This is a genomic window from Nostoc sp. UIC 10890 (genome assembly GCF_054786515.1).
The window spans coordinates 5,391,729-5,418,646 of sequence record NZ_JBSGKF010000001.1 but is presented as its reverse complement, the minus strand read 5'-3'; the positions used below and the strand labels follow the sequence as shown (position 1 = coordinate 5,418,646).

The window sequence follows — 26,918 nt, the reverse complement described above, 5'->3', positions numbered from 1 at the left end:
TTAGCCATAAATACCCCTTAGGGATTTGTCGAAAGTTTATGCGAAACAATTAAAATGGCTTGAGTAAGAACATAACCACATCTGTTGCATCTGAGCATCCTAAATTAGTCACAAATCTCAGGAGCTATAAAATGTATAGTTCCCGGAAATCCTGCTAAAGTAACAATTTCAGTTTCAAAATCCCAGGAAAGATAAAATTATCCATTCACTAACCTATGAATGAAGTTGATTTAGCATTTACCCCAGCCCTAGAGTTGGCACAATTAATTCGTCGCCGGGAAGTATCACCGCTAGAGTTGGTGGAAATATATTTAGAACGGATTGGGCAGTTGAATCCCCAATTAGGAAGTTATTTTACGGTGACGGCAGAATTAGCGATCGCAGATGCTAAAGCTAAAACAGAATTATTGACAACTACCTCAGAATTACCACCATTTTTTGGTGTGCCGATTTCCATTAAAGACCTCAACGCTGTAGCGGGTGTTACTTGTACTTATGGAAATCCGGCATTACTGAACAATATCCCTAATTATGATGATGGAGTCGTAACAAGGATTAAGCAAGCTGGATTTACTATTCTCGGTAAAACAGCTACTTCCGAATTAGGTTCATTACCTTACAGCGAACCTACAGGTTTTCCCCCAGCTAGAAATCCGTGGAATTTAGAATATACCCCTGGCGGTTCCAGTGGTGGCGCAGCCGCCGCAGTAGCAGCAGGATTGTGTGCGATCGCTCAAGGTTCTGATGGTGGTGGTTCGATTCGGGGGCCTGCGGCTTGTTGTGGTTTGGTGGGACTCAAACCATCCAGAGGCAGGGTGAGTAAAGCACCCGTAGGCGAACGCCTCGCTGGAATTGCCGTCAATGGCCCGATCGCCCGCACCGTCGCTGATGCTGCTGCCCTTTTGGATGCTATATCTGGCTATGTCACAGGCGATCCTTACTGGTTGCCCGATCCTGAACCATCATTTCTCGCCGCCACTCACACAAAACTCGGTGCTTTGCGAATTGCCTTTGACACTACTATTTCTCCTTTGGGAGAAGCTGATGCCAACTGTCAGCAAGGTGTCCGCCAAACAGTTGAGTTATTAGAACAACTCGGCCACCAAGTTGAACAAAAATCCCCGGATTTCAGTGCTTTAGTTGAACCATTTCAAATCGTCTGGCAAGCTGGGGTAGCTGCATCGGGACTTCCTGTTGAAGCCTTGCAGCCATTAAATCGCTGGCTATTTGCACGCACTGGTTCTGTTGCCCAATACCTGCAAGCAGTTTCCCAAATGCAGGTAGTAGCACGGCAAATCGTGGCGTTTTTTGATACCGTGGATGTGCTGGTATTGCCAGTTTATCTACATTCACCCATCCGCGTTGGGGAATGGGCTTCTTTGAGTGCAGAAGAGACATTCCAAAATATTATTGAGTGGGTTGCCCCTTGTCCACCCGCGAATGCAACTGGACAACCTGCGATCGCAATTCCTGTAGGCTTTGATAGTAAAGGTTTGCCCATCAGTGTGCAGCTAATTGGTAAACCTGCCGCAGAAGCCACACTCATCAGCCTAGCAGCACAATTAGAAGCGGCTAACCCTTGGATTAATCATCGTCCAGCCTTGGCAATATCAGGCTAATCATGCAGGCATCCCTGGAACAACTCTCACAAATTATTGTGTTTGCAGGTTTAGAAACAGCAGAGAAGATAAGTTTGCAACCTTACACTCAGGTGCAACACCATCGCAAAGGAGAGATTATTCTGCATGAAGGTGATGTCTTACCACCTAAACTTTATGCTGTTGTCAGTGGATCAATTCAAGTTACCAAAACAGCAACAACGGGGAAAGAAACGATTCTCCGCGCTTTAACTGCTGGAGAAATTTTTGCGGCTCCTGCTTTGTTAGGAAATAGAATTTCTCCGGCAACTGTAACTGCTGAATCTGATTGTGAAATTCTCACTGTAGAGCGAGATGCTTTATTAAAAGCTATTGGGGAAAATCCTGAAATTGCATTACGAATGCTGATGGTTTTTAACAGTCGGATTCAGCAATTACATGAAACAGTCCACGGATTAGTTTCTGAAAGAGCTATTGTTCGCCTTGCCAGATTAATTCAATATTTTGCTGCCGAATCTGGAACTGAATCTACCTCACAAGGCGAGTGCTTAAAAGTCAAATTATCTTATTATCGTATGGCTCGAAGTAGTGGCATTACTTACGAAGAATGCGTGCGGTTAATTAAAAGTCTCAAGTCAATAGTTGCTTATCGTCGGGGTGGAACGATTACCATACTTGATGCTGATAAATTAGATGCGATCGCTTCTGGAGATATAGATTAGAGTATTCGCTATTACATAGAGAAAACCTGCCTCAGCAGGTTTCACAAGTTTAATTTTCCGTAAAGAGTTATCAGACTGCTACAGCTTCTCTATCTCGTTCGCGTGCAGCGACAACTAGAACTAGACATAAAGCTGCGATCGCTTTTTGCCATTCTTGCCGAACTTGCGCGTCTTCGACACCTTCAAACATCCCTACCAAGCGGGGAATAGAAGCTTCTAAAGCCGGACAAGGTACTGGACGGTGCAACTCAACTAAATGAGTTAAACTTTCTTGATTATGGACGAAACCAATTACCCATGTTGTGGTGTGATCAGGACTATCAGGAACCCGCTTGACTCCCAACTCATTTTTTAGCCAGTTGTAAAAAGGTGGTAATTCTTTAGCTAAAACTCCTCCTGCTGTGGGTAAAGTTTCCTTAAGCAAATTGGTATCTAAGCTATTTAGTTCTTGTTGTAATTCAGGTGAATTGAGAACTTCAGTTAGAGGTCGCGATAGTATTTCTTCCAACTGAGTTTCAGAGAAGTTTAAATTTTGAGCAAAAGTTAAAAGTAGCGATCGCATATTTCCAGACTCCATAAATAACTAATTATTCTCTGCGACTTTCTCAGAAAGCGTAAGTAGAAATGTCAGGTTTTCTTCAGCTTTTAAGGCATGAGATGCGTTAGCAGGCATAAAGATAAAAACACCAGGTTTAAGTGCAATATCTTCTCCAGATAAAGTGAGTAAACCTCTGCCTTCGATGACGTTAATGGTGGCATTCCTAGAGGTATGCTCTGAAATATCAGTATTAGCTGCTAGGCAAAATAGAGTGTATTGACAAGCGTTATCTTTCAGCAGTACTTTGCTGAGAACTCCCGCACTCGGATATTCAATTTTCTCTTGGAGTTGAACAATAAAGGATGGGCTAATTGTGATTGAGTTTGTCATAGTATTTTGGGATGATGAACTGTAAACAAATGCTGATAACTATAGGACTTACACAAGTGTCACAAAAAAATCGGATTTGTAGTTTGTAGTAAGGGCTTTAACCCTTATTTTGTTCGCGTAGCGTCTCGTTGGCGAAGCCTCTCGTAGAGAAGAGAGGACTCTGCAAGACGCTGCGCGAACACTACGAACTGAAAATAATATGCCAGATGTCTAAGTCCTGAACTATTCAAAGAATATTGGTATTTATCAGGCGATATATTTGGGAACAAATTCTATTATTGGACAACAGCACACAAAATGATGTAGCCTAATTCGTGATGGTATTTATTGAAAATATGGTACATCTCTAAAACCCGGTTGCGGATATCTCTCTGCGTTAATATATTCCACAGAATCCGAGTCGTATTAAAGATGCCTTCATCTTGAAATATCCGCCCTAAATTCAATAAATTCATTGAGTCAGTTTGGCATTTTTGTACTTGCAATCCTGCTGTTGCAAAAGCCGTCATCCAGTTTGATTCTGACAGTGGTGTAGAATTAACTCGAATTACTCGTGCTAAGTCATCATGAATTTGTTCTTCTTTGTCACTAGCTAATAGTTCATGGGAGAGAAATTTACCTCCCGGTTTAAGTCGATTGTGAATTTCAGCTAAAATCTTGGCTTTTCCCAATGGTGATTGCATTGTGAGAATCGCTTCTGCCAATACATAATCAAACTTTCCTGTGATTGTGTTTAGGTTGAAAATATTACCTTCAATGATTTCAACTTGATTTTCTAACCCAGCAGCGCAGATATTAGCACGCGCACAAGCTACACTATCAGGATTTTTTTCAACGCCTACTACTTTGACATGGTAGCTTTTTGCTAAAGCGATCGCACTATAACCAAAGCTAGAACCTAGCTCTAAAACTCTCTCTCCAGGCTGAAAGTTTGCCCACTCAAATAATTTATCTGTAGCTATTCGTCCACCAGGACGCAGATATTTTTTACCTGCTGCTGCTAAAACTTCGTGTCCGGTAGCTGTTTGGAAATTGAGGATAGTGTTGGTCATCTCTGCGACCCTCTGAACTTGTCTTATCCTCAATTTCTCAGGAATTTACGATATTGTCTCTGAGGTAGCTCATAGAAGCAGTATTACTTTGCTTTCCACTCATGGTCAAGGATAGCGTAAAGAAAATTGTCGTACCATCTATCTTTGATTAACTCTTTTTCCCGCAGATGACCTTCACGACGCATACCAATTTTTTCTAATACCCTTACAGAAGCAACATTCTCTGCAACACACCAAGACCAGATACGATGCATTACCAGTTCTTCAAAGCCGAACTTTAAAATTGCTTGTGCTGCTTCTGTTGCATAACCTTTTCCCCAATACTGAGTGTTTAGTTCATAGCCAATGTTTGCTTCCCGCATTTCCGGGTCATTTACACGAATACCACAATTGCCAATAAGCTGATTTTCTGCTTTGAGGATAATAGCTAACTGAAACTTTGTCCGTGGTTGCTCTTTTTGCTGATTAATAAACATCTGAATAAACTCGCAAACATCCTTTTGTGTGCGGTGTGTCCAGTAGTTGTAACGCAAATACAAAGGATCAGATTGATAAACCAAAACCGCCTGCCAATCTGTCTCTACAAAGTCACGCATTAGCAAGCGGTGTGTTTCTAAAATCATGTCTTTTCTTTATGCGCTGATTACAGGCAATCTATAAATTTTAACTTTTACATTTTGCGCCTTGAGGAGTAGCATCAGGATAATAGGTGATGATTGCTTTGTCTTTCCTAACAAAAACTGTAGGAAAGGATTTACCTGTTTCTCGATCACGTACATTATAAATACATGCTCCCTCATTATTGCCTTGGAGCTTAAATATTTTGGTGGCATCTAAAAGCATTTCTTCGGCATTACTGAGATAGCCATAGCCTTTAATGACATCTCTTACTGTCCGATTTTCCTGCTTAATTACTACACCCATTGTATAAATTACATTCGGAACAACTTCCTCTCGTCCCTGATTATTTGGCAACCGTCCGCCTATGCCTTCATTTTGTAACTGTAAATATCTGCCGTGAAAATGTAAGCCACCAATATCATTGGCGTTATATATTTCACCACAAAATATATGCTCAAACCCCCGACGTTGGAACCAAATATTGGTTAAATCTTCGATAAATTGTGCTTGATTATTACGTCCTGGACGTAGTTCACTGCCACTAACTTGCTGAAGTTTTTGCAGCACATCTGGATAATAAGATAACAATTGTTTAAAATTATTAGGACTAACTTTTGTACCAATGGGGCCGCAGAGTTTTAGTACAGCCTTGTCAAAAGGGTTTAGGAGTGGTGGAGTTGGTGTGATATCTACCTGTTGTCCTGGGGGAAAACGAACAGGAACAGGGTTATCTACATTATCAAAAAACGGCAGAAGTTGCTTATTTGACTGTGGCTGCGCGTTCACTGAATTTTGCCAGCCAAAAGGGGAAACCAGTAGCAAAATAGCAAACATCTTTACCATCTGCTTTAACCTATTGGTTACAGAATTTAGCAGCATAAATTTTAGATTAATTAGATGAAAATACTACATCAAATTAAACTTGATGTATGTCGTACTTTCTTAAAAACCCGGTTTTTTTTAATAAACCGGGTTGATGAAGTTCTTTAAAATTATGTTGACTTGAAATTTGGAATTGTTTATCTAGCTAAAGATGGCGCGTAAATCTTTGGCAACTTTCACTCAATCTACGTTATTTAGTGGAATGATTAAGTTGCCCGATCAATTCTTTGCACTTCTTCATCAGATAGTTTCACATTGATAGCTTGTGCTGAGTCTTCAATGCTGGAAACCTTGCTAGCACCAGGAATCGGCAAAATAGCAGGTGACTTGGAACGCAACCATGCCAAGACGATATTATACACTGATACGCCTTTTTCTTTAGCTAATTTAGCGATCGCAGGAATATCTTGCAAATCCTGATGGCGACGCCTACCACCAAAGGGACTCCAAGGCAAAAATGTTAATCCTTGCTGTTCACAATACTTCAACACGCCGTCATTTTCTGGCTGTCGTTGCCAAGGGCTGTATTGATTCTGCACCGAGACAATATCCACCAGATCCCGCGCCTGCTTAATTTGTTCAACGGAAAAGTTAGAAACTCCCACAAACCGAATCAAACCTCCCTCCACTGCTTCTTTCACTGGCGCAAGGGATTCTTCAATGGTGTAATTAGGATCGGGCGCATGGTATTGCCAAACATCAATGGGTTTAGCACCACCCAACGCCTCAAAACTGACTTGAATTGTTTGGCGCAAATGTTCTGGATTACCGTTGGTTGTCCAGTTGCCATCGGGACGCATCAACCCGCCCTTGGTTGCCACAATTACTTGACTAACATCGCCTTTATAACTCGTAAGTGCCTTGTGAATTAGCCGCTCGTTGTGATGCTTCTCTGACTCATCTTTGCAGTAAGAATCGGCAGTATCAATAAATGTAATACCCAAATCCAACGCCCGATGAATAACTTCGATTGATTGCGATTCGGGAGGGCGATTAGAAATTGACATGGGCATACCACCCAAACCAATCGCACTCACAAAGATACCAGTTTTTCCTAGCTGTTTGGTTTCCATGCTTCTAGCTATAGTTTTCTGCCCCAATTATCTATCAGTTAGGCAAAGCTTTTGTAGCTATTCATCATAAATCCTCCCTGGTACTTAGACTTGAGGATATATAAATGGTCTACGAGGGGAATACTCTACTCAGGGGTTCAGTATTCTATACACATACACCGATGAAAGTTGTCGAGGAAACCCGTACTAGATTGCAGCTAAAGCATCGACCACTCAGAGATTGGTTCACCGGATGGTGCATTTTTACTGTCTGTTTCGGCTTTTTGATTTACTGCTTATTTTTTGAGTCCGCTTCAGTTAAAATAACTTGCGATCGCCTCTCCCCAAACCAAATGAATTGTGAATTAAGACGGTTTAATTTGTTGGGAAGTCTGGAGAAACTCAAAATGTTTGATCTCCAGGAAGCATACATTCTTACAAAGACTGGTAGCAAGGGGGGGAAAACCTATCAAGTTATGATTGTGACTCCTTTTAGAAACTTTCCTCTTTTATCCCATGTTAAGTATGAAGAGAATCAGGAAATTATCTTTAAAATTAACAATTTTATCAACTCTGGTCAAACCTCCCTATTGGTACAGCAAAATCAGCGCCAATATCTACTTTTATTAATTTTATTTATATTGATTATGATGGCGATCGCTGCTTATTTTGCCACATCACCTGTAACTACCTGTACCTTTTATAAAAGTATTGATAAGGTATTTATCGAACGAAAAAGTCCTCGTATTAACCAAATTATTGAACATCCACTAGAGAATATTATGAGTTTTAATATCCAAGAAAAACAATTTAAATACTCGAAGCTTTATCGGGCTGTAATTGTGGTGAAATACTTTAAGGAAATCCCAATCAATCCACAATATACTGATGAAAGGAGTATCCGATATGCAGTTTCTCGGATACATTCATTCCTAAAAATTTAACAAAAATTACCCGCAGGATAGTCTGCTAAACTAAATTTTTCAGCATTAAGTCCGCGCAGCTTATAGCCCAATACTGTTTGGATAAGTACTCTTCACTTTCCTTGTGGTCTGGGAAAAGGTTAAAGGGTAAGGGGTCAAGAATTTATTTAAAACCTTTCCCCTTTAACCTTTCCCCTTTACCCCTTTAACCTTTAACCTTTAACCGAACCGTATTTGGTTATAGCCGCAACTCCAATATCCTGAAGTCGTAACACAACCTAGTCAACTACAAATACCTACTTTGTCAGTTTGTCTAATTAAGCTAAGTTTGGTAAATAAAATAAGTAGCCTACATGATCGGCTGTTATTCCACACTTGACATAAAGCATTGTGAGTGCAAAACGTCTGCCAGAAACCATTGCCCATGTCAGAATTACTCGCCAATCCTGGCAACACGGCTTCCTTGAGGGCGAAGTAAGTGCGGGTGAGTTTGAGTGGCATTTCCAATGGCATTTTCGCCGGGGAGAACTTGCCGTCAAGCCTTCCCAAGGCCGCGCCTTAATTAAAGAACCCCTCGGTCGATTTTTGGAGCAACAAGATTACCAGCTAGAGCCTGGAGGAGACTATGCTTTTACTATTCGGGCGGAACTCTAGGAGTTATGAGTTATGAGTTATGAGTTATGAGTTATGAGTTATGAGTTATGAAGAAATTAATTTCTTACTCCTCACTCATAACTCATAGCAGCTGATTCTGTGAGGCGATTTAAGTATCTTTCGATTAAGAGAATGGCAACAATGTCATCTATCGGTCTTGGTGGCTGTCGCAGACCTTGTGGCAATAGCTTTATCAGCCCTTTGGGTGGGAACATTTGCCAATAGCGATCGCGTGCTTCTAAGGTTGTATAGCGCTCATCCACTAAAATAATACTCAGCGGTTCTGTCAATTCTTGGTATAGTTGCTGTCTCCACTGCTTGGCTGTAGTTTGATCGCCCATCACCATCAAAGAGATAGGAAACCTTTGACGCAGTGTCTCAATGGTAGCGATCGCCTCTTTGGCTAGCACAACCTGATGATAATACAGTTGCCGATCCAGTCCCATCACCGCTAAACCACACTTATCTCGACCTGGATCAAACCCCAAGATGACTGGTTGCGTTGGTGAAAATTCACGGAAAGCCATAAAAAATTAAAAATTAGAAATTAATAAATGCAATCACAGCAAATATTTTGGCTGCTGTTCAATATGTTTAAATTTTGCAATAACTGCCTCCTGCCTCCTGAATAATAACAGTGTGCAAATAATTTTTTAAGTACTAAAAATAATTTTTCCGTTGACTGTTGCCACTAATTTTACTCTCAATGGCCCAGCTGTATAAGTGTCCTCTGCTGCGATCGCTTTGATCTCCAAGGGTTGATTATACTGTCTTAATTGGTTGACAAAGCGCAAAAAAGTCCCGTCTACTTGGACATTTTCGACAATTCCGGCGTTACGGGCACGAAATTGAGAAGCAGAAATTAGTATTTCCAACCGCTGCTGTAACTGATAGGATGTCATGCTTTTGGAATCAGTATTAGTTGTGGCCAGCACCGCGCCTCCCGAAAAAACCAATTGATTCCGGGCTGTATCGGCAAAAAATTCTATCTGCTTTTCTCCCCTGACGTAATTACCAGCGGAAAAAATTCGCACCACGTATTCTTGACCATCCTCAATCTGCTTGCTCAATTTCTCAACCCTCTCCTGGGTGAAGCGTATTAGCTCTGCATTTGCAGGATTTGCACCAGGCTCACTCAATTCCAGGTTGGCGTTGCGATTGGCTTCTTGTAAGAGTTGTACAACTGCCTGACGAGCAGCACCAGGTTGGGTAACACGAACTACAGCCGCGGACAAAACTTGACCGCGAACTAAGGCAAGCTTACCCAGACGTAAATCGCGGTAGGACTGATAATATTTTTCCAGCCTTGCAACTTCCTGTTCTAATTGCTCCTGTTGTCCTTCCAATTCTTTAAGACGAGATTCCCGTTTGGCAATCACTTGTTCTCGCGCTGCAACTTCGAGATTACGCTTTTGAATCAGTTTATCCAATTGAGCAATTTTTTGATCGCGTTGTTCTATAACTTCTTGGCGGTTAGCAAGTTCGCGATCGCGTTTTTCAATCGCTGCTTTGGCTTCGTCAATGGCTTTCTTCGCTTCAGCATACAGTCGTTGACGTTCTGTCTTCAGTAGTTCAACTGCTGCCTGTAACTCCTTTCTCTGGTTGTAAACGCTTTGCAATTCAGTTATGGCTTTTTGGTACTGAGTTACAACTTGTTCTAGCTGACCTTGAGTGCGTTGGAGTTGAGTTTGAGTTTGGGCTTGTTGACTAATGGTGCGGTTTAACTGAGCTTGTGTTTGGCGTTGTTTGGCATTCGCCGCCTGCAAAGATTGGTTGATTGCCTGCAAGTCTTGTTGTGCCTTTGCTTGGGCAATTTTGGCTTGGCTTAACTCACTCTCTATCTGACTTTTTTGAGTTTCTGCGGTTTTTAGCTGTTCTCGTTTTTGTCTGAGGTCTGTTTGAATATCTTCTAATTCAAAGACTCCCTTTCGCAAGCCTTCGTCGGCAGCGAATAAAATCCCCAAAGTTGATGCTGAAATCAAGCCACCCGTAAAAATAGTGACCAGTACAGCAGTATTTTTTGGACGAAGCTTAAAAAGTGAGAGGCGGGCTTTGCCAACTCGTGTGCCGATGCGATCGCCCACGGTTGCAATTACGCCTCCCAGGATTAAAATTGCTGCGATTAGGATGTATCCGGTGGTCATCTTTAGCTACCGAAATCCTTCCAGATACAGCCTACTACTTTTAAGCATTGTCTGGAAAGAAGTGGAAATTGGCAATAGCTGAAATTACTCAATTTTTAGATTTACCTCTAGCTATTAGTGTCATTTTTCAAAATAGAACACGCGCCGATTCCCCTTTTTCCAATTGTTTTTATGTGAATTGCCTACTTAAGGTAACAGGTTTATGCACAGTAATCTTCTTTTTGTGGATAGAAATCATCTTTTTCTCACGCAAATCTCCCAGTAGCCTAGTAACGGTAACACGAGTTGAACCAATTGCTTCTGCGATCGCTTGATGAGATAACTTCAAATCAATAGTGATCCCATCTGCACAAGGAACGCCAAAATCCCGACAAAGAATTAACAAAAAACTTACCAACCTAGAACCCATATCTCGGTGAGCAAGAGTTTCAATCATCATCTCCGTCTGTAAAATTCGCGAAGACAGACCTCGCAGCATTAACATTGATAATTCTGGATTTTCCTTGAGTGCTTGCTCTACCTGTTCAATTGGTGCTGACAGTAATTCCACAGGAGTAAATGCAACCGCATGGTAAAATCGATCCGATTTATTTCCTGTCAGCAATGACAATACACCAAAAACACTATTTTCCCGCAGCAATGCTACCGTTATTTCCTCTCCTGCCTCGTACACCCTGGAAAGTTTAACAGCACCTTTCAAAAGAAAATAAACTCGTTCGGCAGGATCGCCAGGAAAAAAGATCGTTTTATTGCGTTCAAACGTTTCCACAACTGGCGGAAACGCCCCGGTCGCCATCTGACGAAATACATTTGCTAGGGCTTTATCTTGTGTCACGATCATCTCCCTTCCCCTACCCAATGCCGGAAAAACAAAAACTGATTACCTAAGAATACACCCGAAAAATGAATAAAGCACCGTCAACCTTTCTGTACTTTCCTATACTCAAACTAATCTCTTCATAACTCTTTGTTTATAATGATACATAATTGTTGATCCTTTCAGCTACTAATTGTTGATAAGTAGTTCCAATAGCTGTATTTAAAAGCTTTTTTGAAGAACAAATAAAGATATCTTGAGAATATCTTTATAAAAAATCAAGATTTTTCTCACAGAAAACACCCTTAGCAATATTCATTTTTGCAAATCCTGTATAAAACAAAGACAAACTAGTGTCAGATTCTAGTATGCTCCTAATGATCGATCGCATTAACAATTTCTATGCTAAATCTGACTGGAAAAAATGCCCTTGTTACAGGTATTGCCAATAACCGCTCGATCGCCTGGGGCATCGCCCAACAACTGCACAAAGCTGGAGCAAACCTGGGCATTACCTACCTACCGGATGAACGCGGCAAGATGGAGAAAAAAGTTGCGGAGTTGGTAGAACCTCTCAACCCCAGCTTATTTCTTCCCTGTAACGTCCAAGATGAAGACCAAATTAAATCTACCTTTGAGACAATCCGCGAACAATGGGGAAAGCTAGATATCCTCATTCATTGCCTGGCCTTTGCCAGCAAAGAGGATTTAACTGGAGATTTTAGCCAAACCTCTCGTTCTGGCTTCAACACCGCCTTAGAAATTAGTACCTACTCGCTGGTGCAGTTAAGTGGTGCAGCCAAACCTCTGATGACAGAGGGAGGTAGCATCGTCACCCTGACATATTTAGGCGGTGTTAGGGCAATCCCCAACTATAACGTTATGGGAGTTGCTAAGGCGGGGTTAGAAATGAGTGTGCGTTACCTGGCTAGTGAACTAGGACCGCAAAATATCCGCGTGAATGCCATCTCCGCAGGCCCCATCCGCACTTTGGCATCTTCAGCAGTGGGTGGAATTTTAGATATGATTCATCATGTAGAAGAAGTAGCTCCTCTACGACGCACTGTCACTCAGCTAGAAGTGGGCAATACGGCCGCTTTCTTATGTAGTGATTTGTCCAGCGGGATTACCGGACAAATTCTGTATGTAGATGCAGGATATGAAATTATGGGAATGTAAGATAATTTGGGCATGGGGCATTGGGGATTGGGCATTGGGAATTGAGTATTAGTAAAATTCTTGTCCATTTTTCATTCCCCATGCCCCATGCCCTATTCTCCATGCCCTATTTCCCATGCAAATCAGCAAAATTAATTCAAACTACGATCGCCTAACTGAAACTTCTCGGATTGCCACTGTTCACCGCACCACTGGTGAAACTAGTGTGCAAGTTACTATCAACCTGGATGGTAAAGGAACTTGCACAGCAGCAACAGGCATTCCGTTTTTAGATCACATGTTGCATCAAATTGCCTCCCACGGGCTGATTGATATAGATGTCCAAGCCAAGGGAGACTGGGAAATTGATGACCATCACACCAACGAAGATGTAGGCATTACTTTAGGACAAGCTTTTAACCAAGCACTAGGCGATAGAAAAGGTATTGTCCGCTTTGGTAATTTTCTTGCACCACTGGATGAAGCCTTAGTTCAGGTAGCACTAGACTTTTCTGGACGCCCTCACCTCAGCTACGGCTTGCAAATTCCTACCCAGCGCGTAGGAACCTATGACACCCAACTGGTACGAGAATTTTTTGTGGCTTTGGTGAACCATAGCCAAATGACATTACACATTCGGCAATTGGATGGCATTAATTCCCATCACATCATTGAAGCAACATTTAAGGCGTTTGCAAGAGCAACACGGCTGGCGGTGGAAATTGACCCCCGACGTGCTGGCATAATTCCCAGTTCTAAGGGAGTTCTATGAAAGGAGTCAAATTGGATATTGGATATTGGGCATCGAAAAGAGGCAGAGGTGCGGAGGGGCAGAGGGGCAGAGGGGAGAAAACTTTAACTTTCTACAACTTCTCTTCTCCCCTGCTCCCCTGCTCCCCTGCTCCCTTACTCCCCTGCTCCCCTACTCCCTTGCTTCTTTCCCACTCCCCACTCCCCAATAATTGACACACCAGTTGTTGATGGTTATTATCAGCCTACCGGGTAATTTGTAATTAATCCCAAGCTGATAAATAGTGATTTAACCGAGATGAAGTCTGTTGCAGATGACCCTAATTCTCAACTTAATACGACAGACATTCCGCCAGTAGTCCTAACTTCTGAGTTGCGAAAAGTCTACCGCACTGGTTTTTGGCTAAATCAAAAAGTCGTATCTCTCAAAAACTGTTCTTTAACGGTTTACAAAGGGGAAACCTTTGGGTTGCTGGGGCCAAACGGTGCTGGTAAAACCACACTTTTAAAATTGTTGCTGGGAATTATTCATCCCACCTCTGGACGGGGATCGTTGTTGGGTAAACCAATAGGCGATCGCAGTGTTAAGCAACATATCGGCTATCTGCCGGAAAATCCCTATTTATATGACTATCTCACTGGCTGGGAGTTTTTGCAGCTAGCGGCTGGGCTATTCCAAATTCCCCAAAGTGTCCAACGCCAACGTATTCCCCAACTGCTGGAATTAGTGGGTTTATCCCAAGCCGATGCCCGTAAAAAGCTGCTGCGTCGCTATTCCAAAGGAATGCTACAGCGTGTTGGCATGGCACAGGCACTAATTAACGAGCCAGATTTAGTTTTTCTGGATGAACCAATGTCTGGGCTTGATCCTGTAGGACGCTACCAAATGCGGGAAATTATTTTGGCGCTCAAAGCCGCTGGTAAGACGATTTTTTTCAACAGCCACGTTCTTAGTGAAGTAGAACAGATTTGCGATCGCATTGCCATCCTGGCTCAAGGTGAACTAATTTGCTCTGGTTCCCTCAATGAACTCTTGGGCGGAAAAAATACATATCACGTCAAAGGTCAAGGTGGTGATGGGGAAATTCTCAAAAAATGGATACCCACTCTTATATTTGAGCCTGATGGTTCCTGGCACGGTACACTACAAGATGATTACTATGATTTTCTTTCCAGTCTTCGTCTAATGGAGGGTAAAATTATTACCATGAACTTGTCGCGTCACTCCCTAGAAGAGTTTTTTATTCAACAAATACAAAGAAAAGATAACTCATTAAATTAGTTTTGTTACCAAATAGCAAATTGTCGGTTGACTTGAAGAACAAAACTCAAAATTTCTGCCTTTTGGAATTATCTTTGCTCAACCCAACCCAGAAAAAATAAAATTCTGACCTCTTTTTAAGTTTATTTGTATTTATTTAATGAACTTGCCCATAATTTTGGTAGTCTCTTACTACCCATTGCAGATTTTAAATGTCATCAAATTAACTTTGACAATAAAAATTTATTCGTAAGTACTTGATTGACTAAGATAAAATTTATTGTATAAACTGTGTTTAATTGCGTAAATCCTATATTTTTTGATAATTGCCATATTCAAGCAGCATTAACTTTAAGCTAACTTCACTAAAAATTTAAATTCAATAAACAAATTCCCTCCGGAAAATCACACTTTTCTAGGAAAATAAGAGTGTCGGGGAACTTGAATACTTAGGTATAGTCAAAATAAAAATGTTTAGACAGTACTTTATTGATCGTAGTTTCAGAGTCTCAGGTAAATATGCTTAACAAAAGTTTGTCTAAATTCCTAACTCAGCCTGTTGTGGGTGTGGCTTTATTAACTGCTGTCAATGCCGCTGTGTCATCTGCCAGTCTAGCTCAGGGACAACCATTCCCACCAGCTACACAACCATCAACCACAGAAACACAAATAGATACTAATTATTCATTAGGAGGCGGCGATCGCATCCGTGTAAATGTCTTTGAAGTACCTGAATATACAGGTGAATATCAAATTCCCCCAGGTGGAGCAATCAACCTACCTTTAATTGGTAGTGTGTCAGTCCTCGGCCTAACAACTGAACAGGCTGCTGACGAAATTGCGAGAAGATATGCTCGCTTCCTCAAACGTCCCTTAATCTCAGTCAATTTATTATCGTCTCGTCCCATCAATATTTTCGTTGCCGGAGAGGTGACACGTCCAGGAGCTTACACTCTAAACTTGAGCGGAGGCGCGGGAGACAATCCAGGTGTACAATTCCCCACTGTATTAGCCGCATTGACAACAGCGCAGGGTGTAACTCTTGCTGCGGATGTGACTCAAGTTCAATTACGGCGTAAAGTAGGACGTTCTTCAGAGCAAGCTGTCACCATCAATTTGAAGGAACTCATCCAAACAGGCAGGTTATCACAGGATATTACTTTGCGGGATGGAGACACTATAGTTGTACCAACAGCAACCAACTTCAATGTGGCTGAATCTCGCAATATATTTGCAGCTAACTTTGCCGCCAGCCAAACAACACCCCGCACGGTAACAATTATTGGTGAAGTTAACCGTCCCGGTTCGTATCTTGTCACCCCAGCCAGCACAGATGCTGCTCAGGCGGGTGCAACTGCTAACAGTGGTACTGCCACTCCCAATGGTCTACCAAATGTAACACGGGTAATTCAACTAGCTGGGGGAATTACAGCGCAAGCTGATGTTCGTAATCTCAGGCTACGCCGACCGACAAGAAGTGGCTCAGAACAAACCATAGATATCAACCTTTGGCAACTCTTGCAGAGTGGTGATACCAATCAAGACATCATCGTACAAGACGGAGATACGATTGTTATTCCGACGGCAACTGAAATTAACCCCGCAGAAGCTACTCAATTAGCTACCACTACTTTGTCTCCTGCACGCATTCAAGTTGGTGTGGTAGGCGAAGTTAAAAGACCAGGATTAACAGACGTTCAGCCGAATAGCTCTTTAAATCAAGCTATACTCGCTGCTGGCGGATTTAATGATGCCAGAGCTAGTAGCGATGCTGTTGATTTGATTCGCCTCAACCCCAATGGTTCTGTGACTAAACGTATAGTAAAAGTGGATTTCTCCGCTGGGATTAATGAGCAAACTAATCCCATACTCCGTAATAATGATGTTGTAGTAGTCAACCGATCTGGTTTAGCTAAGACTGGGGATACTACAAACACCATAGCTGGCCCTCTAGGTGTTATTTTTAATATTCTGAGGTTGTTCGGAATCTAGTTTAATATATAGATGCAAATTGGGGGCGTTGGTCAATTCTCCTCGTCTCCACAATTGCACTATACCTTGAATCAAAGCTCAATAGTCACGAAAAGTTTTGAAATTTGACTCAATAATAAGGGTTTCAGGCGTCTAAGTTGGGTTTTCAATCACCACCACAAGCGATCGCTCTTAAGTCTATCCAGAATAGAGGTGTCTGAAAAACAGCGTTGCGTCTTGCAGAGAAGGCATCACTTCCTCCAAAATAGTGTTTTCTATCAGCTTTTTTATAAAAATCTTATTTAACAAATTCTGGGGGTTTAAGTTCCCAGTAACTAACAAACAGCAAGTTTTGTGGTGGGGTCTAAATCCCTATTACAAAACTTGATTGCGAATTACATTAGCAAGACCTTAAGCGTCATTACGAATCACAAATTATTTTAAGTAGTATTACTCATTGACACATGTTTTAGACATTAACAATTCTTAATGTGCATTGACAGGCTTTTGAAAACCTTGTTGTAGGTACTCAGATTTCTTATGATAATGAGAATATTTTAGAGAATAGAGGTGTGAAAAGCAACTCTATACGTTGTTTTATTCATTCAGTGATTCTTATTATCATAAGAAATATTTAAGTAAATTAACTTATTGATGACAGATATACTATCTTAACCAAAGATACCGCGTATACACAGTAGAATGATGTCGAATTGGAAATGACGCCATTTGTACGGTTGCTTGGTGTCCATTAATGGAGTAGCTGTGGATACTGATAAATTTTATTCAGTATTTTTACCAAATAGCTGCCATTTTTTGAAACACAAGCTGAAAAGGCAGTTCAGCCATATTTACGCGAAAATCCCCAGGTGCAAACCTAAAAAAACGTGTATAAACTTACAAATGGCAGTTATACGACCGTATCCAATACTGAGTTACTGAACGTTACGGAACTAAGGCTAGAGTTACTGACCGTTGACTATTAAATTTTTGCAACATACCCTATTTTTTCCCTATGATGATTCATGGTTTCGGTTTTCTGAGTTTGAGCGCATCTCTTGTGCTTCCTTGGGCATTAACAGGTTTGGTTCAAGGAGAGAGAATAACAGAGTCTTTAGTTAAAGATGTTCGTCAGTCTCCCACTGATCAGGAAATGCCATTACCTAGTCGTAAGCTGATCAGCCAAGCTTTACCTGCTACAACATACTATGTTAGTGGTAGCGGAAATGACAAAAATAGCGGACGCACTACCTCATCTGCCTTTAGGACAATTCAGAGGGCGGCAAATCTTACCAACCCTGGCGACAAAGTATTGATTATGAATGGAGAATACAAAAATACAGGGGGAAGTGGGAGTGTCGTCAATATAAGACGTTCTGGAAGGGCAAATGCATGGATTAGGTATCAAGCATATCCTGGGCATTTCCCAAAAATTCGGCACAATACATGGAATGGTATTCTATTGTCAAATGGAGTTTCATATATTGAGATCGACGGGCTAGAGGTCATAGGGGACAATGCAAACATAACCCTTTCTTATGCATTAAGTCAGAAGACTAATGGATCAAATGCGCGTACAAACGGAACCTGCATAAGTATTGACGGACGCAATAGTTCTGTTCGTTACATAAATATTCTAAACAACAAAGTGAATAACTGCGGAGGAGCAGGTATCTCAGTAATGTCCGCTGATTATGTGAAGATTGATAATAACACAGTGTTCAATAACGCCTGGTATAGTATGTATGGTACGAGCGGTATTTCGTTCTTGAAGAGTCGGAATTCTGACAACAACCAGGGATACAAGATGTTCGTGACAAGAAACAGGGTCTACAACAATCGCAATTACGTTCCCTGGATTCAACGTGGAAAGATCACAGACGGTAATGGCATTATTGTCGATCTTTCAAAACAGGGTGCAAATGGTGCATATAGAGGACGGACTTTAATTGCAAACAATATTACCTACAGGAATGGCGGTTCAGGTATTCATGCCCATGAAAGTGAGCATATCGATATTGTCAACAACACAGCATATTTGAATCAGCAAAGTCCAGAACTGTCAAAAAAAGGGCAACTCTATGCTGGTTATTCAAATGATGTCAAGATTTTCAATAACATTGTTTATGGTGTTGCTGGCAAAAATGTGAACAGCAGCTACATGAATAAAAACGTCACTTATAACTACAATCTTTACCCCAACGGTTCGGTGATCGATGCGAAGGCGAGCGGAGCTAACGATATTATTGCAGATCCACAGTTTCAAAATGCCTCAAATGGTGACTTTAGACTCAAAGGAACGAGTCCGGCGATCAACAGGGGTTACTATTGGAAGGATTTGAAAACTGATTATGCCGATAACTCTCGTCCTGCTGGTGGTACATATGATATTGGGGCATATGAAATTAGGTAACGTTCCCTCAGATTGAAGTCTACAGTTACATAAATAATAAGCCTGCGAAAGCAGGCTTATTATTTATGGATAATTAATTAAACATTATGGTGTTCAATTGACTTGTGAGACAAAATCCTAATTTATACTATACAGAGCTTTTGTCTGGAATACGTTTTTGTCGCTTAACCGCTTTTGTCAAATCTTGATAAGTAAAGTATTCTTTCGCATGGTTGAAATAACTACTAGATTCGTTTTTATCAATGAGACCATTCACAACTAAACCTAAAACGTTGTGACTGGATCTCTCTAACATTTCTTGAGCAGCAGCGGCACTGTTAGAATCAATTACCCCAGGTCGAGCTACTAACAAAATCCCATCTGTCATTTGGCTCAAAGTCAAAGCATCGGCTGCTAAAAGGAGGGGAGGAGCATCAATAATGACACAATCATAGTTATCTTGAGATGAGAAATTCTCAATTAGTGATGCCATCCGCTTTGAATCAAGCAGGGCAAGTGGGTTGGGAGGTCTAACTCCAGCAGTTAAAACATCAAGGTTATCCATTACCTTGGATACAGCAATGTCAAATTCAGCCTGACCTACAAGAACCTCACTCAAACCAACTGCATTGGTTAGTTGCCATAGATGATGCTGAGAAGGAACTCGCATATCTGCATCAATTAGTAAAACTTTACGTCCTAGTTGAGCGATCGCTGCCGCCAAATTAGCTGAAACTGTAGACTTGCCTTCTTTAGGAATTGCGCTAGTTACCACAATAGTTTTAAGCACTTTATCTGAACTCAGGAATTTCAGATTGGCTTGGATCATCCGGTACATTTCGCTGGTTAAAGAGTGGGGTGTATCTCTGACGGCGATTGTTTGAACCGTTGATTCTGCATCTGAATAACGGGAGCGAAGCTTCTTAACAGACAAAGGAACAATGCCCAGCAAAGTATATCCAAATATATCTCTAACTTCTTTAAGTGTTTTTAGAGATCTATCTCTCATAGCCAGTAAGAGCACAGTTGTTGTGGCAAAAAATAAACCAAACATCACTCCCAGCACCAAAACAATTATTTTTTTGCCTACTACTGGATCTTTTGGCACTAAAGCTTGAGCAATAATCCGGGAACTCGCTGTATTTGTATTCTCAACTAACTGTAATTCTTGAACCTTTTTCAATAGAGTTTGATAGGTCGATTCTGCAACTTCAACTTTCCGTTCTAACTCGCGCTGATTTTGTGCTAACTGCGGTATGAGTTTCACCCGCTGTTCGTAGGTAGAACGAGAATTATATAGAGAAGAGAGTCTTTGAGTTAACCCAAAGCGCTGTATTTCTGACTGTAGAAAATTTTGTATCAGGTTTTGTCTCAGTTCTCCAATCTGCAACAGGCTCTGAGGAACTGGTGTTCGATTGCCAATGGTCTGACCAATTTGCTGTTGTAAGAGAGAATTTAAACTAGCTTTTCTTGCTTCTAGGTTAATAATTACGGGGTTGTCATCTAGAAAACGGCTACGCTCAACCGCTAACTGCCGATCGGTCTCTTGAAGTTGTGTAAGGACTCCCTGTACTGCAGGTGACTGGCTGAGGGCACTTACTGCGATCGCTTCCTGAGAATTTAGCTCTACTTTCTGACGGAGTTGATTGGTTTGGGCATTTACCTCATTTAATTGAGCTTTAACACTATTCATCTCATTATCTAGATTTCCAATAGTCGCAACGGCTGACCTTGTCTCCTCTGATAAATCTGCAATCTGATGCTTCTGCTTAAATATACGTAGCGCTACTTCTGCATTATTAACAGCGGCTTGAGTTTTAGGAAGCTGCTTGGCCATAAATTGACGAGCTGCTGCTGCCTCAGAGCGGTTTGTCAGAATATCATTTTCTAAATAAAAGCTCATTATTGTGTTGACCACTGCCGCTGCTTCTTCGGGGTCAGAGCTGCTATAGCTAATTAGCAATACATCTGTCCCACCAATAATTTTTAGATTCAGGGCTTTTTTTAGAGCTTGTACCTCTAGAGGTATACCTTCGTTGTCTTTGAGTTGTAATTTATCTATTGTCCGCTGCAATAGCTTGGGGGAAGTAATAACTTCTATCTGACTGCTTATAGGATTTTGAGTTGCTACCAATGGTTTCAAATCTCCTGAGTCTCCTCCTTCAGAGGAACCAGGCGAAAGATTAGTTCCTGCTACCTTAAAAGAGGGAAGTCTGAATAACAGTTTTCCTTCTGCTTCATAATCTGGCTTCATAAACCTTGTAGATACAGCACTCAGAATCACTGTAGCCACAAATATGCTGACAGCCGGTAACCACCAACGCTTCAATATCAACAAGTAACGATTAAGGTCTAAATCAATAGATTCTCTAGATTCCATAGATTTTTCTGACATGAATCTTCAAAAGTACGGGTTTTAAGCGATAAACTCAATATTGACTTACTTAGAGTAGTTACAAAGCGTAGCTATTGATAAGACTAGTACTATTTTAAAATACGACCTGTGGACAGTATAAACTATCTGAGTTACAAATCGCTTAAATCACCTATAAGCTTTGGTTTCATGAATCTAAAAGCTAATGCTGATTAGTATTGCAAAGTGTTACTAAAAGTACATGCAATGATGATATATACTGAATTAAGCTTGCAACAATCATCAATTGCAATAAAGTACTGTTGCCTCATCTGTCCAGGGTTTAAACTTTTAAACTTGGGCGCAACTATGGCTTAATCTCCAGCCAAGAAAAGCTATAACTGCTTTACTGTTGAGCAGAGATTGTGGTAAATTCTGGATTTTAAACAAGACTTTCATAATCTAAACCATCGCACCAGAAATCTATCCTTTCGCAACACACTCGGTTCAAACTTTTTTACCATTAGTGTTAAAGTTGCTTTGTTCAATTATTGAGGGCATGAATCTTTGAATTTTGAATTCAGATATAGTTATTAGCCTCGTCGAGTTCTAAATATATTGTGACGACCAGACGCGGATGTCATGTTATCACTTACGCCGCCAAACTTTTTGATAAGCCTCTAACAGCTTAGGTACTTGGTGTCGCCACTCTAGTTTCTCCTCCATTCTTTGTCTACCTAGCTCTCCCATCTTTTTTCTTCGCTCAGTGTCTTCTAGAAGTTCAAGAATGTTATCAGCAAAATCTACCACGTCGTTGCCTTTGGCATAAACAGATGCTCCCTCTGCCGATCGCCTTCCTTCCAAAAGGTCAAACTGAACAATGGGTTTTCCCATAGCCATGTACTCCATGATCTTGTTCATAGTTGAACGATCATTGTAGGGCATTTTTTTATCGGGATTAGCACATATATCACAGCTAGAAAGTCTTGCTAAAAGCTCATTATCAGGAATACGCCCGGTAAATTCTACAAACTCTTTAACTTCTAACTCTTCAGATAGTGCCTGAAGCTTATCAAACATCGGTCCACTACCGATGAGCATAAAGTGAATATCCTGACGTTTTTTTTCATAGACAATGTAGCGCACCGATTGCAGCAGATAGTCGATTCCCTCTGGTTCTCCCATGACACCAACATAACCGACCAAATACTTTCGGCCTTTACGGTAGTCTGGGTTGGGCGGTACGGGTTGAAAACGGGAAAGATCAGGCCCACTGCGAACAACGAAAACCTCCTCTGGATTCTTACCTCCACGGGTAAGTGCCACTGAGAGGTAAGATTCATTCGTTGAAATAACTACGTCTGCTGTCGCAAAGGTCAATCGCTCAACCAATGAGAGTCCATAATAAAAAATGTCTCGTCGTCCATACTTAGCTTCGTACATTTCCAGATTGATATCATGATGGTCAAAGATGACCTTTACACCCTTGAACACTTTGAACCATCCTGCCACCAAAAACAGCAAATCTGGAGGATTGCAAATGTGGACAATATCAAAACCCCGCTCTTGCCATACCCGATGGGCAAGGCGAAACTCCCAAAAAAGCGCTGTACCGTACTCTCGTAGATAACCTGAGACCGAACTGATATCAGGTGGCATTTCATGACGATAAATGTGAACCTGATCGATTACCTCGTATTCTTGTTCAAACCCTTTACCTTTGGGACAAATTATAGAAACTTCATACCCAGCTTTTATAAGGGTTGTAGCTTCCATCCATACACGTCGATCAAAGGGAAGCGGGAGGTTCTCGACAATAATCAGTACCCTACTACCATGCGATGCCATGATAACCTAGCTCCTTAGATGTTTGATTAAAGACCCCGGCTAAATCCAAAATTTGCATTTCTTTGGGGGCCTCGATGAGTACCTGGCGAAACTCTGGTGTCGCATGGGTAACTACTGCCAAATCTGCTCCTTCCAAAGCTTGTTGGGAATTTGGTACTAGCAACGCCTCAAAATGAGGGAGGTTACTCTGGATGTAGGCAAGGTTGGTTCCCATTAGTCGAGCCTCATATACGGCGGGATCGTAAATTTTCACCTGGCAGCCTTCTCCAATCAACTTCTTGACTAAGAGTACTGCTGGACTTTCTCTTAAATCATCTGTACCTGGTTTGAATGCCAATCCCAAGACAGCAATCTGTCTGACTCCAAGGCGCAACACCTGTTGGGCAGCCAAATCAACTTGAACGCTGTTAGTAGTTGGAAGGGCGTTTAGTAGGGGGACTGGTACATCCATATTTCTGGCGTGGTAAAGCAAAGCACCCAAATCTTTGGGTAGACAGGAACCACCGTAGGCAAAGCCAGGACGCATGTACACAGGGGAAATATTTAACTTCGTGTCCTGCACGATGATGTTCATTACTTCCCGTCCATCTACGCCAAAAGCTTTGGCAACTCGTCCGATTTCATTAGCAAAGCCCACTTTGGCTGCGTGCCAGCAATTGGCCACATATTTAACCATTTCTGCCACAGATGGTTTGACTACGGTGAACGGTGCATCTACTGTGGCATACATCTGCCGTACTGCTGCTTCTGCCACAGGAGATTCAGTACCGATAATGGTGTAGGGTGGTTGATCGTAATCTTTGATAGCCGAACCTTCGCGTAAAAACTCTGGGTTAAATGCTAGATGGATAGAGTTATTACCTGTAATACTATCTATAAGATTCTGACACTTTTCTAATGTTCCTGGAGGGACAGTGCTACGCAATACAACCACATGGTTTTCAGTCTTATGGATGGAGGCTTTCGCAATCTGCTTACACACATTCCAAACGTAAGTAAGATCAGGTTCTCCTCTCTCTATTGGAGGTGTACCAACACTAATCAGAGAAACATCTGATGCTAGCACTGCCGCTTCAGTGTCTGTAGTAGCTGTGATTAACTTACCTGCAACTCCATCAACCAGCAACTGACTCAGCCCTGGCTCTACAATGGGTGACTCCCCCTTGGCAATCAAATCCACTTTTTCGGGGTTTACATCTACTCCAATTACTTCGTGTCCATCTCGTGCCAAGCAAGCTGCTGTTACGGCACCGACATATCCCAAACCAAAAATGCTAATTTTCATAACTATCCAGTTGTTATTTTTTCATAAAGTACAAAAAAGTCAGCCTTTATAGCGCTCTTCCATAGCATCTTAATTTAAAACTGAGTGATATAAATCTATAAAATCAACCCAATGTTTTTTGATGTCTAAGGGAAAAACACTTGCTCTCGCCTTAGCTCCTAGAGAAAGCCTTAAATCCTCATTTGCAATCAAAGACTTAATAGCATCTGACAAATGCTCAACATTACCTGGATTAACGATTAATCCATTTTCAGATTGAGTAACTATCTCAGGTATGCCTCCTACTGGTGTAACTATGACTGGTAACTCCCAAGCCATTGCTTCCAGCATTGCTAATGGAAGACCTTCATTGTAAGAAGGCAACACAAAAACATCTGCTTCAGTTAAAAGAATATCACGTTCATCTGACCCTATCCAGCCAGGTAATTTTATATAATTTTCTAGATTTAAAGTCGTAACTAAATTTCGTGCTTGTTCTATGTCTCCATCTCCTGCCATTATCATACTTGATTTAGTTTTATATTCAGTAGGTAAAAGAGAAAAGGCTTTGATCAAATCAAATGCTCCTTTTCGTTGGCCAATTCGTCCTAAAAAAAGTAAGTTCACTTTCTTAGAGACTGAACGGAGTGGAACTTCAGCAGGAATTTTTACTGGATTATAAAAAACTACAACTTGTTCGGGTTTCAGTCCAAGGTTTTCTATGTAAAAAGTTTTCCAACTTTCTGATAAGACAATTAAGCGCTGACACTTGCAAAATACCCAACTTAGTAATTGCTGTATCCATTTTGCAAGTTCAGCGTAGAAAACATGAAATTGACTGCCGTGAGCATGTAGAATTATCGGTTTGTGAAATACCCAAGCTAAAAGTGCCATAATTGCTTGTCGTAAGACACTACCCCGCTGAGAAATTTCAAGTTGAACAATATCAACTTCTTCACTAATTAACATCCAAAAAAAATTATATATAGCACTCAAAAATATTATTATTTTGAACGCTGTAGATCCTTCTTGGTGAGTAACAATATGACGTATGTTAACTTCAGAAGGAGCATAGTCCAAAAAAAGTTTTTCGTAATTGGAAATTCCTCCCTGCTGGAGTAAGCTAGGACCTAACAGGATAATATTGATAGTTTTAGTTCGACACATATGCTGCACTTTTTCCATAATTGGGCTATCTTTGTTTTTTTTGTTTCATGATTTTAATTTTGTTTCATATTTCCTTCTCACTGAGAAAGATACAGCCACATAAAGCATCCAAGTCAAACTATTGGATTGCAGCAAGCTAGATTCAGTAAGGCTAGCTAAGGCTATATATGTCATATGTATAAGTGGCCAAATATCTAATGCTGTTTTACTAGCACGCAACCGAGCGAATCCTTGCAGATAACTGCGCCAAAATCCTAACAAGAATAGCCCTAACCCTAAAAAACCCAAATCCAGGCAAATAGCTAGATAACCATTGTGGGGGTGGGTTGGCACCCATCCAACTATGCGCCAAATATAAGCAGATTCGCCATCCCATCCTTGCCAGAATCCGCCATAACCATAACCAAGCCAAGGATGTTTCCAAATCCTATCGATCACTAATGGCCAAATTTCTGTTCGACCTGTCAGTGTAGAATCTTTACCAATTGAAGTGAACAGGACATCAGAGTTATTGGAAAACCAAAAATAGAAAGTTTGGATGATAGTTGCCACCATTACTAGTGTTGGTATCATGACCTGGTATGGCCAACGCCAAATTTGAAAAGCAAAAAATGCCAAGATTAAAATTAATAGATTAAGTAGAGATGAAGTGGAAGCGGAAAGTATTAAGAGTAGTATTGATAAGCTCAACCCTCCCCAGAAAAGCCAACTACGTCCTTTAGCCTGATAAGCAAGGATAAAAAAAACTATACCACTAGTTACCATCCGGCTTCCCAGACCGTTTTTGTGCAAGAATACTCCACGCCACATTGGGCTACCAAGATCGGTCTGTATGCCGTATTTAGGCAAGGCTATAGCAAAAATGAAGCTCAATACTATAATAACTCCAAAGTTCCAAGCAAGTAGATGTAATTGCTCTTTTAAGGTGTATCGGGAGGCAAAATATATACCAAATAAACTGGAGTTAACTAATGTAAAACTATTTTTTAATGTTGTTGATGGCTCGAAAGACCAGGTGATAGAAGCAACTGTTAATATAATTAAAGAAAAAAGCCAAATGTCGTTACTTAAGATAAAGAAGTAAAGAGTTTTTTTCCAACGCAGAACTATTAATAAGAAGGTAACTAAGTATATTAAGAAAAAAATAACCCGAATTAAGGAGCTATCATATTCTGCCAAATCGTTCTGTCCTGCTCCTCCTGACAGAATGACGTTTAAGATTGCCCCTGAATACAGCAGCAAAGATACAATTGTGAATCCCTGCTCCGCAAAAATTAGTAGTTTTCTCATACAGCAATGCTAAATAGATCGTGAACACTTATCTGTATATAAAGACTTTATCGAAGGAAAAAACTTGGTGG

General features: G+C 41.1%; 23 protein-coding genes. 9 read left to right on the top strand and 14 right to left on the bottom strand.

What is annotated here, in order from left to right; all coding sequences use genetic code 11:
* Nucleotides 1-215: 215 nt before the first annotated feature.
* Together ACWATR_RS22510 and ACWATR_RS22505 are read left to right on the top strand one after the other, a co-directional pair.
* Complete coding sequence (locus ACWATR_RS22510) at nucleotides 216-1,619, top strand: amidase (protein ID WP_460337245.1); 1,404 nt, start codon at nucleotides 216-218, stop codon at nucleotides 1,617-1,619.
* A 2-nt stretch (nucleotides 1,620-1,621) separates the two neighbouring features.
* Nucleotides 1,622-2,320 (top strand): Crp/Fnr family transcriptional regulator, encoded by a 699-nt coding sequence (locus tag ACWATR_RS22505; protein WP_460337242.1) that lies wholly within the window; start codon nucleotides 1,622-1,624, stop codon nucleotides 2,318-2,320.
* A gap of 70 nt (nucleotides 2,321-2,390) precedes the next feature.
* On the opposite strand, the gene ACWATR_RS22500 is transcribed toward ACWATR_RS22505, so the two are convergent.
* From ACWATR_RS22500 to ACWATR_RS22475, 6 genes are all read right to left on the bottom strand, one after another.
* Nucleotides 2,391-2,882 carry a hypothetical protein gene (locus ACWATR_RS22500; RefSeq protein ID WP_460340601.1) on the bottom strand — a complete coding sequence of 164 codons (492 nt, stop codon included), beginning with the start codon at nucleotides 2,880-2,882 and terminating at the stop codon, nucleotides 2,391-2,393.
* A 21-nt stretch (nucleotides 2,883-2,903) separates the two neighbouring features.
* A complete protein-coding gene (locus ACWATR_RS22495; protein WP_460337239.1) occupies nucleotides 2,904-3,248 on the bottom strand; it encodes a cupin domain-containing protein in 345 nt (114 codons plus the stop codon).
* Nucleotides 3,249-3,523: 275 nt separating this feature from the next.
* Nucleotides 3,524-4,300, bottom strand: a complete 777-nt coding sequence (locus tag ACWATR_RS22490) for an SAM-dependent methyltransferase (protein WP_460337236.1) — start codon at nucleotides 4,298-4,300, stop codon at nucleotides 3,524-3,526.
* 83 nt (nucleotides 4,301-4,383) lie between these two features.
* Nucleotides 4,384-4,923 carry a GNAT family N-acetyltransferase gene (locus tag ACWATR_RS22485; protein WP_460337233.1) on the bottom strand — a complete coding sequence of 180 codons (540 nt, stop codon included), beginning with the start codon at nucleotides 4,921-4,923 and terminating at the stop codon, nucleotides 4,384-4,386.
* Nucleotides 4,924-4,963: 40 nt separating this feature from the next.
* On the bottom strand, nucleotides 4,964-5,764 hold the full coding sequence (locus ACWATR_RS22480; protein ID WP_460337230.1) for an EndoU domain-containing protein: 801 nt from the start codon (nucleotides 5,762-5,764) through the stop codon (nucleotides 4,964-4,966).
* 245 nt (nucleotides 5,765-6,009) lie between these two features.
* Entirely contained in the window at nucleotides 6,010-6,876 is an 867-nt protein-coding gene (locus tag ACWATR_RS22475; RefSeq protein WP_460337227.1) for an aldo/keto reductase, read from the bottom strand.
* A gap of 104 nt (nucleotides 6,877-6,980) precedes the next feature.
* Here ACWATR_RS22475 and ACWATR_RS22470 point away from each other — a divergent pair, with 104 nt between their 5' ends.
* Entirely contained in the window at nucleotides 6,981-7,799 is an 819-nt protein-coding gene (locus tag ACWATR_RS22470) for a hypothetical protein (RefSeq protein ID WP_460337224.1), read from the top strand.
* 369 nt (nucleotides 7,800-8,168) lie between these two features.
* Entirely contained in the window at nucleotides 8,169-8,432 is a 264-nt protein-coding gene (locus ACWATR_RS22465) for a DUF3146 family protein (RefSeq protein ID WP_069070640.1), read from the top strand.
* 71 nt (nucleotides 8,433-8,503) lie between these two features.
* Here ACWATR_RS22465 and ACWATR_RS22460 read toward each other — a convergent pair whose 3' ends face one another.
* From ACWATR_RS22460 to ntcA, 3 genes are all read right to left on the bottom strand, one after another.
* On the bottom strand, nucleotides 8,504-8,959 hold the full coding sequence (locus ACWATR_RS22460) for a pre-16S rRNA-processing nuclease YqgF (RefSeq protein WP_460337221.1): 456 nt from the start codon (nucleotides 8,957-8,959) through the stop codon (nucleotides 8,504-8,506).
* Nucleotides 8,960-9,085: 126 nt separating this feature from the next.
* Entirely contained in the window at nucleotides 9,086-10,576 is a 1,491-nt protein-coding gene (locus ACWATR_RS22455; protein ID WP_460337218.1) for a DUF3084 domain-containing protein, read from the bottom strand.
* 169 nt (nucleotides 10,577-10,745) lie between these two features.
* On the bottom strand, nucleotides 10,746-11,417 hold the full coding sequence (ntcA, locus tag ACWATR_RS22450; protein WP_010998529.1) for a global nitrogen regulator NtcA: 672 nt from the start codon (nucleotides 11,415-11,417) through the stop codon (nucleotides 10,746-10,748).
* Between the two features lie 378 nt (nucleotides 11,418-11,795).
* Here ntcA and fabI point away from each other — a divergent pair, with 378 nt between their 5' ends.
* From fabI to ACWATR_RS22425, 5 genes are all read left to right on the top strand, one after another.
* Nucleotides 11,796-12,572, top strand: a complete 777-nt coding sequence (gene fabI, locus ACWATR_RS22445) for an enoyl-ACP reductase FabI (RefSeq protein ID WP_460337212.1) — start codon at nucleotides 11,796-11,798, stop codon at nucleotides 12,570-12,572.
* Nucleotides 12,573-12,687: 115 nt separating this feature from the next.
* A complete protein-coding gene (gene hisB / locus ACWATR_RS22440; protein ID WP_460337209.1) occupies nucleotides 12,688-13,323 on the top strand; it encodes an imidazoleglycerol-phosphate dehydratase HisB in 636 nt (211 codons plus the stop codon).
* A gap of 276 nt (nucleotides 13,324-13,599) precedes the next feature.
* Nucleotides 13,600-14,583: an ABC transporter ATP-binding protein gene (locus tag ACWATR_RS22435; protein ID WP_069072696.1), complete on the top strand. Its 984-nt coding sequence runs from the start codon at nucleotides 13,600-13,602 to the stop codon at nucleotides 14,581-14,583.
* A gap of 498 nt (nucleotides 14,584-15,081) precedes the next feature.
* Entirely contained in the window at nucleotides 15,082-16,554 is a 1,473-nt protein-coding gene (locus ACWATR_RS22430; RefSeq protein ID WP_460337206.1) for an SLBB domain-containing protein, read from the top strand.
* Between the two features lie 994 nt (nucleotides 16,555-17,548).
* Entirely contained in the window at nucleotides 17,549-18,946 is a 1,398-nt protein-coding gene (locus ACWATR_RS22425; RefSeq protein WP_460337203.1) for a choice-of-anchor Q domain-containing protein, read from the top strand.
* A 127-nt stretch (nucleotides 18,947-19,073) separates the two neighbouring features.
* Here the strand turns inward: ACWATR_RS22425 and ACWATR_RS22420 are convergent, their stop codons facing one another.
* The 5 genes from ACWATR_RS22420 to ACWATR_RS22400 all read right to left on the bottom strand — a co-directional run bounded on the left by ACWATR_RS22420 (nucleotide 19,074) and on the right by ACWATR_RS22400 (nucleotide 26,847).
* Nucleotides 19,074-21,320, bottom strand: a complete 2,247-nt coding sequence (locus tag ACWATR_RS22420) for a GumC family protein (protein WP_460337200.1) — start codon at nucleotides 21,318-21,320, stop codon at nucleotides 19,074-19,076.
* 606 nt (nucleotides 21,321-21,926) lie between these two features.
* Entirely contained in the window at nucleotides 21,927-23,126 is a 1,200-nt protein-coding gene (locus ACWATR_RS22415; RefSeq protein ID WP_460337197.1) for a glycosyltransferase family 4 protein, read from the bottom strand.
* Nucleotides 23,110-24,411, bottom strand: coding sequence for a nucleotide sugar dehydrogenase (locus ACWATR_RS22410; protein ID WP_460337194.1), 1,302 nt, complete (start codon nucleotides 24,409-24,411; stop codon nucleotides 23,110-23,112). Before ACWATR_RS22410 ends, ACWATR_RS22415 begins: the two co-directional genes overlap by 17 nt.
* A 69-nt stretch (nucleotides 24,412-24,480) precedes the next feature.
* On the bottom strand, nucleotides 24,481-25,575 hold the full coding sequence (locus tag ACWATR_RS22405) for a glycosyltransferase family 4 protein (protein WP_460337191.1): 1,095 nt from the start codon (nucleotides 25,573-25,575) through the stop codon (nucleotides 24,481-24,483).
* A 27-nt stretch (nucleotides 25,576-25,602) separates the two neighbouring features.
* Nucleotides 25,603-26,847, bottom strand: a complete 1,245-nt coding sequence (locus tag ACWATR_RS22400) for an O-antigen ligase family protein (protein WP_460337188.1) — start codon at nucleotides 26,845-26,847, stop codon at nucleotides 25,603-25,605.
* Between the last annotated feature and the right edge of the window lie 71 nt (nucleotides 26,848-26,918).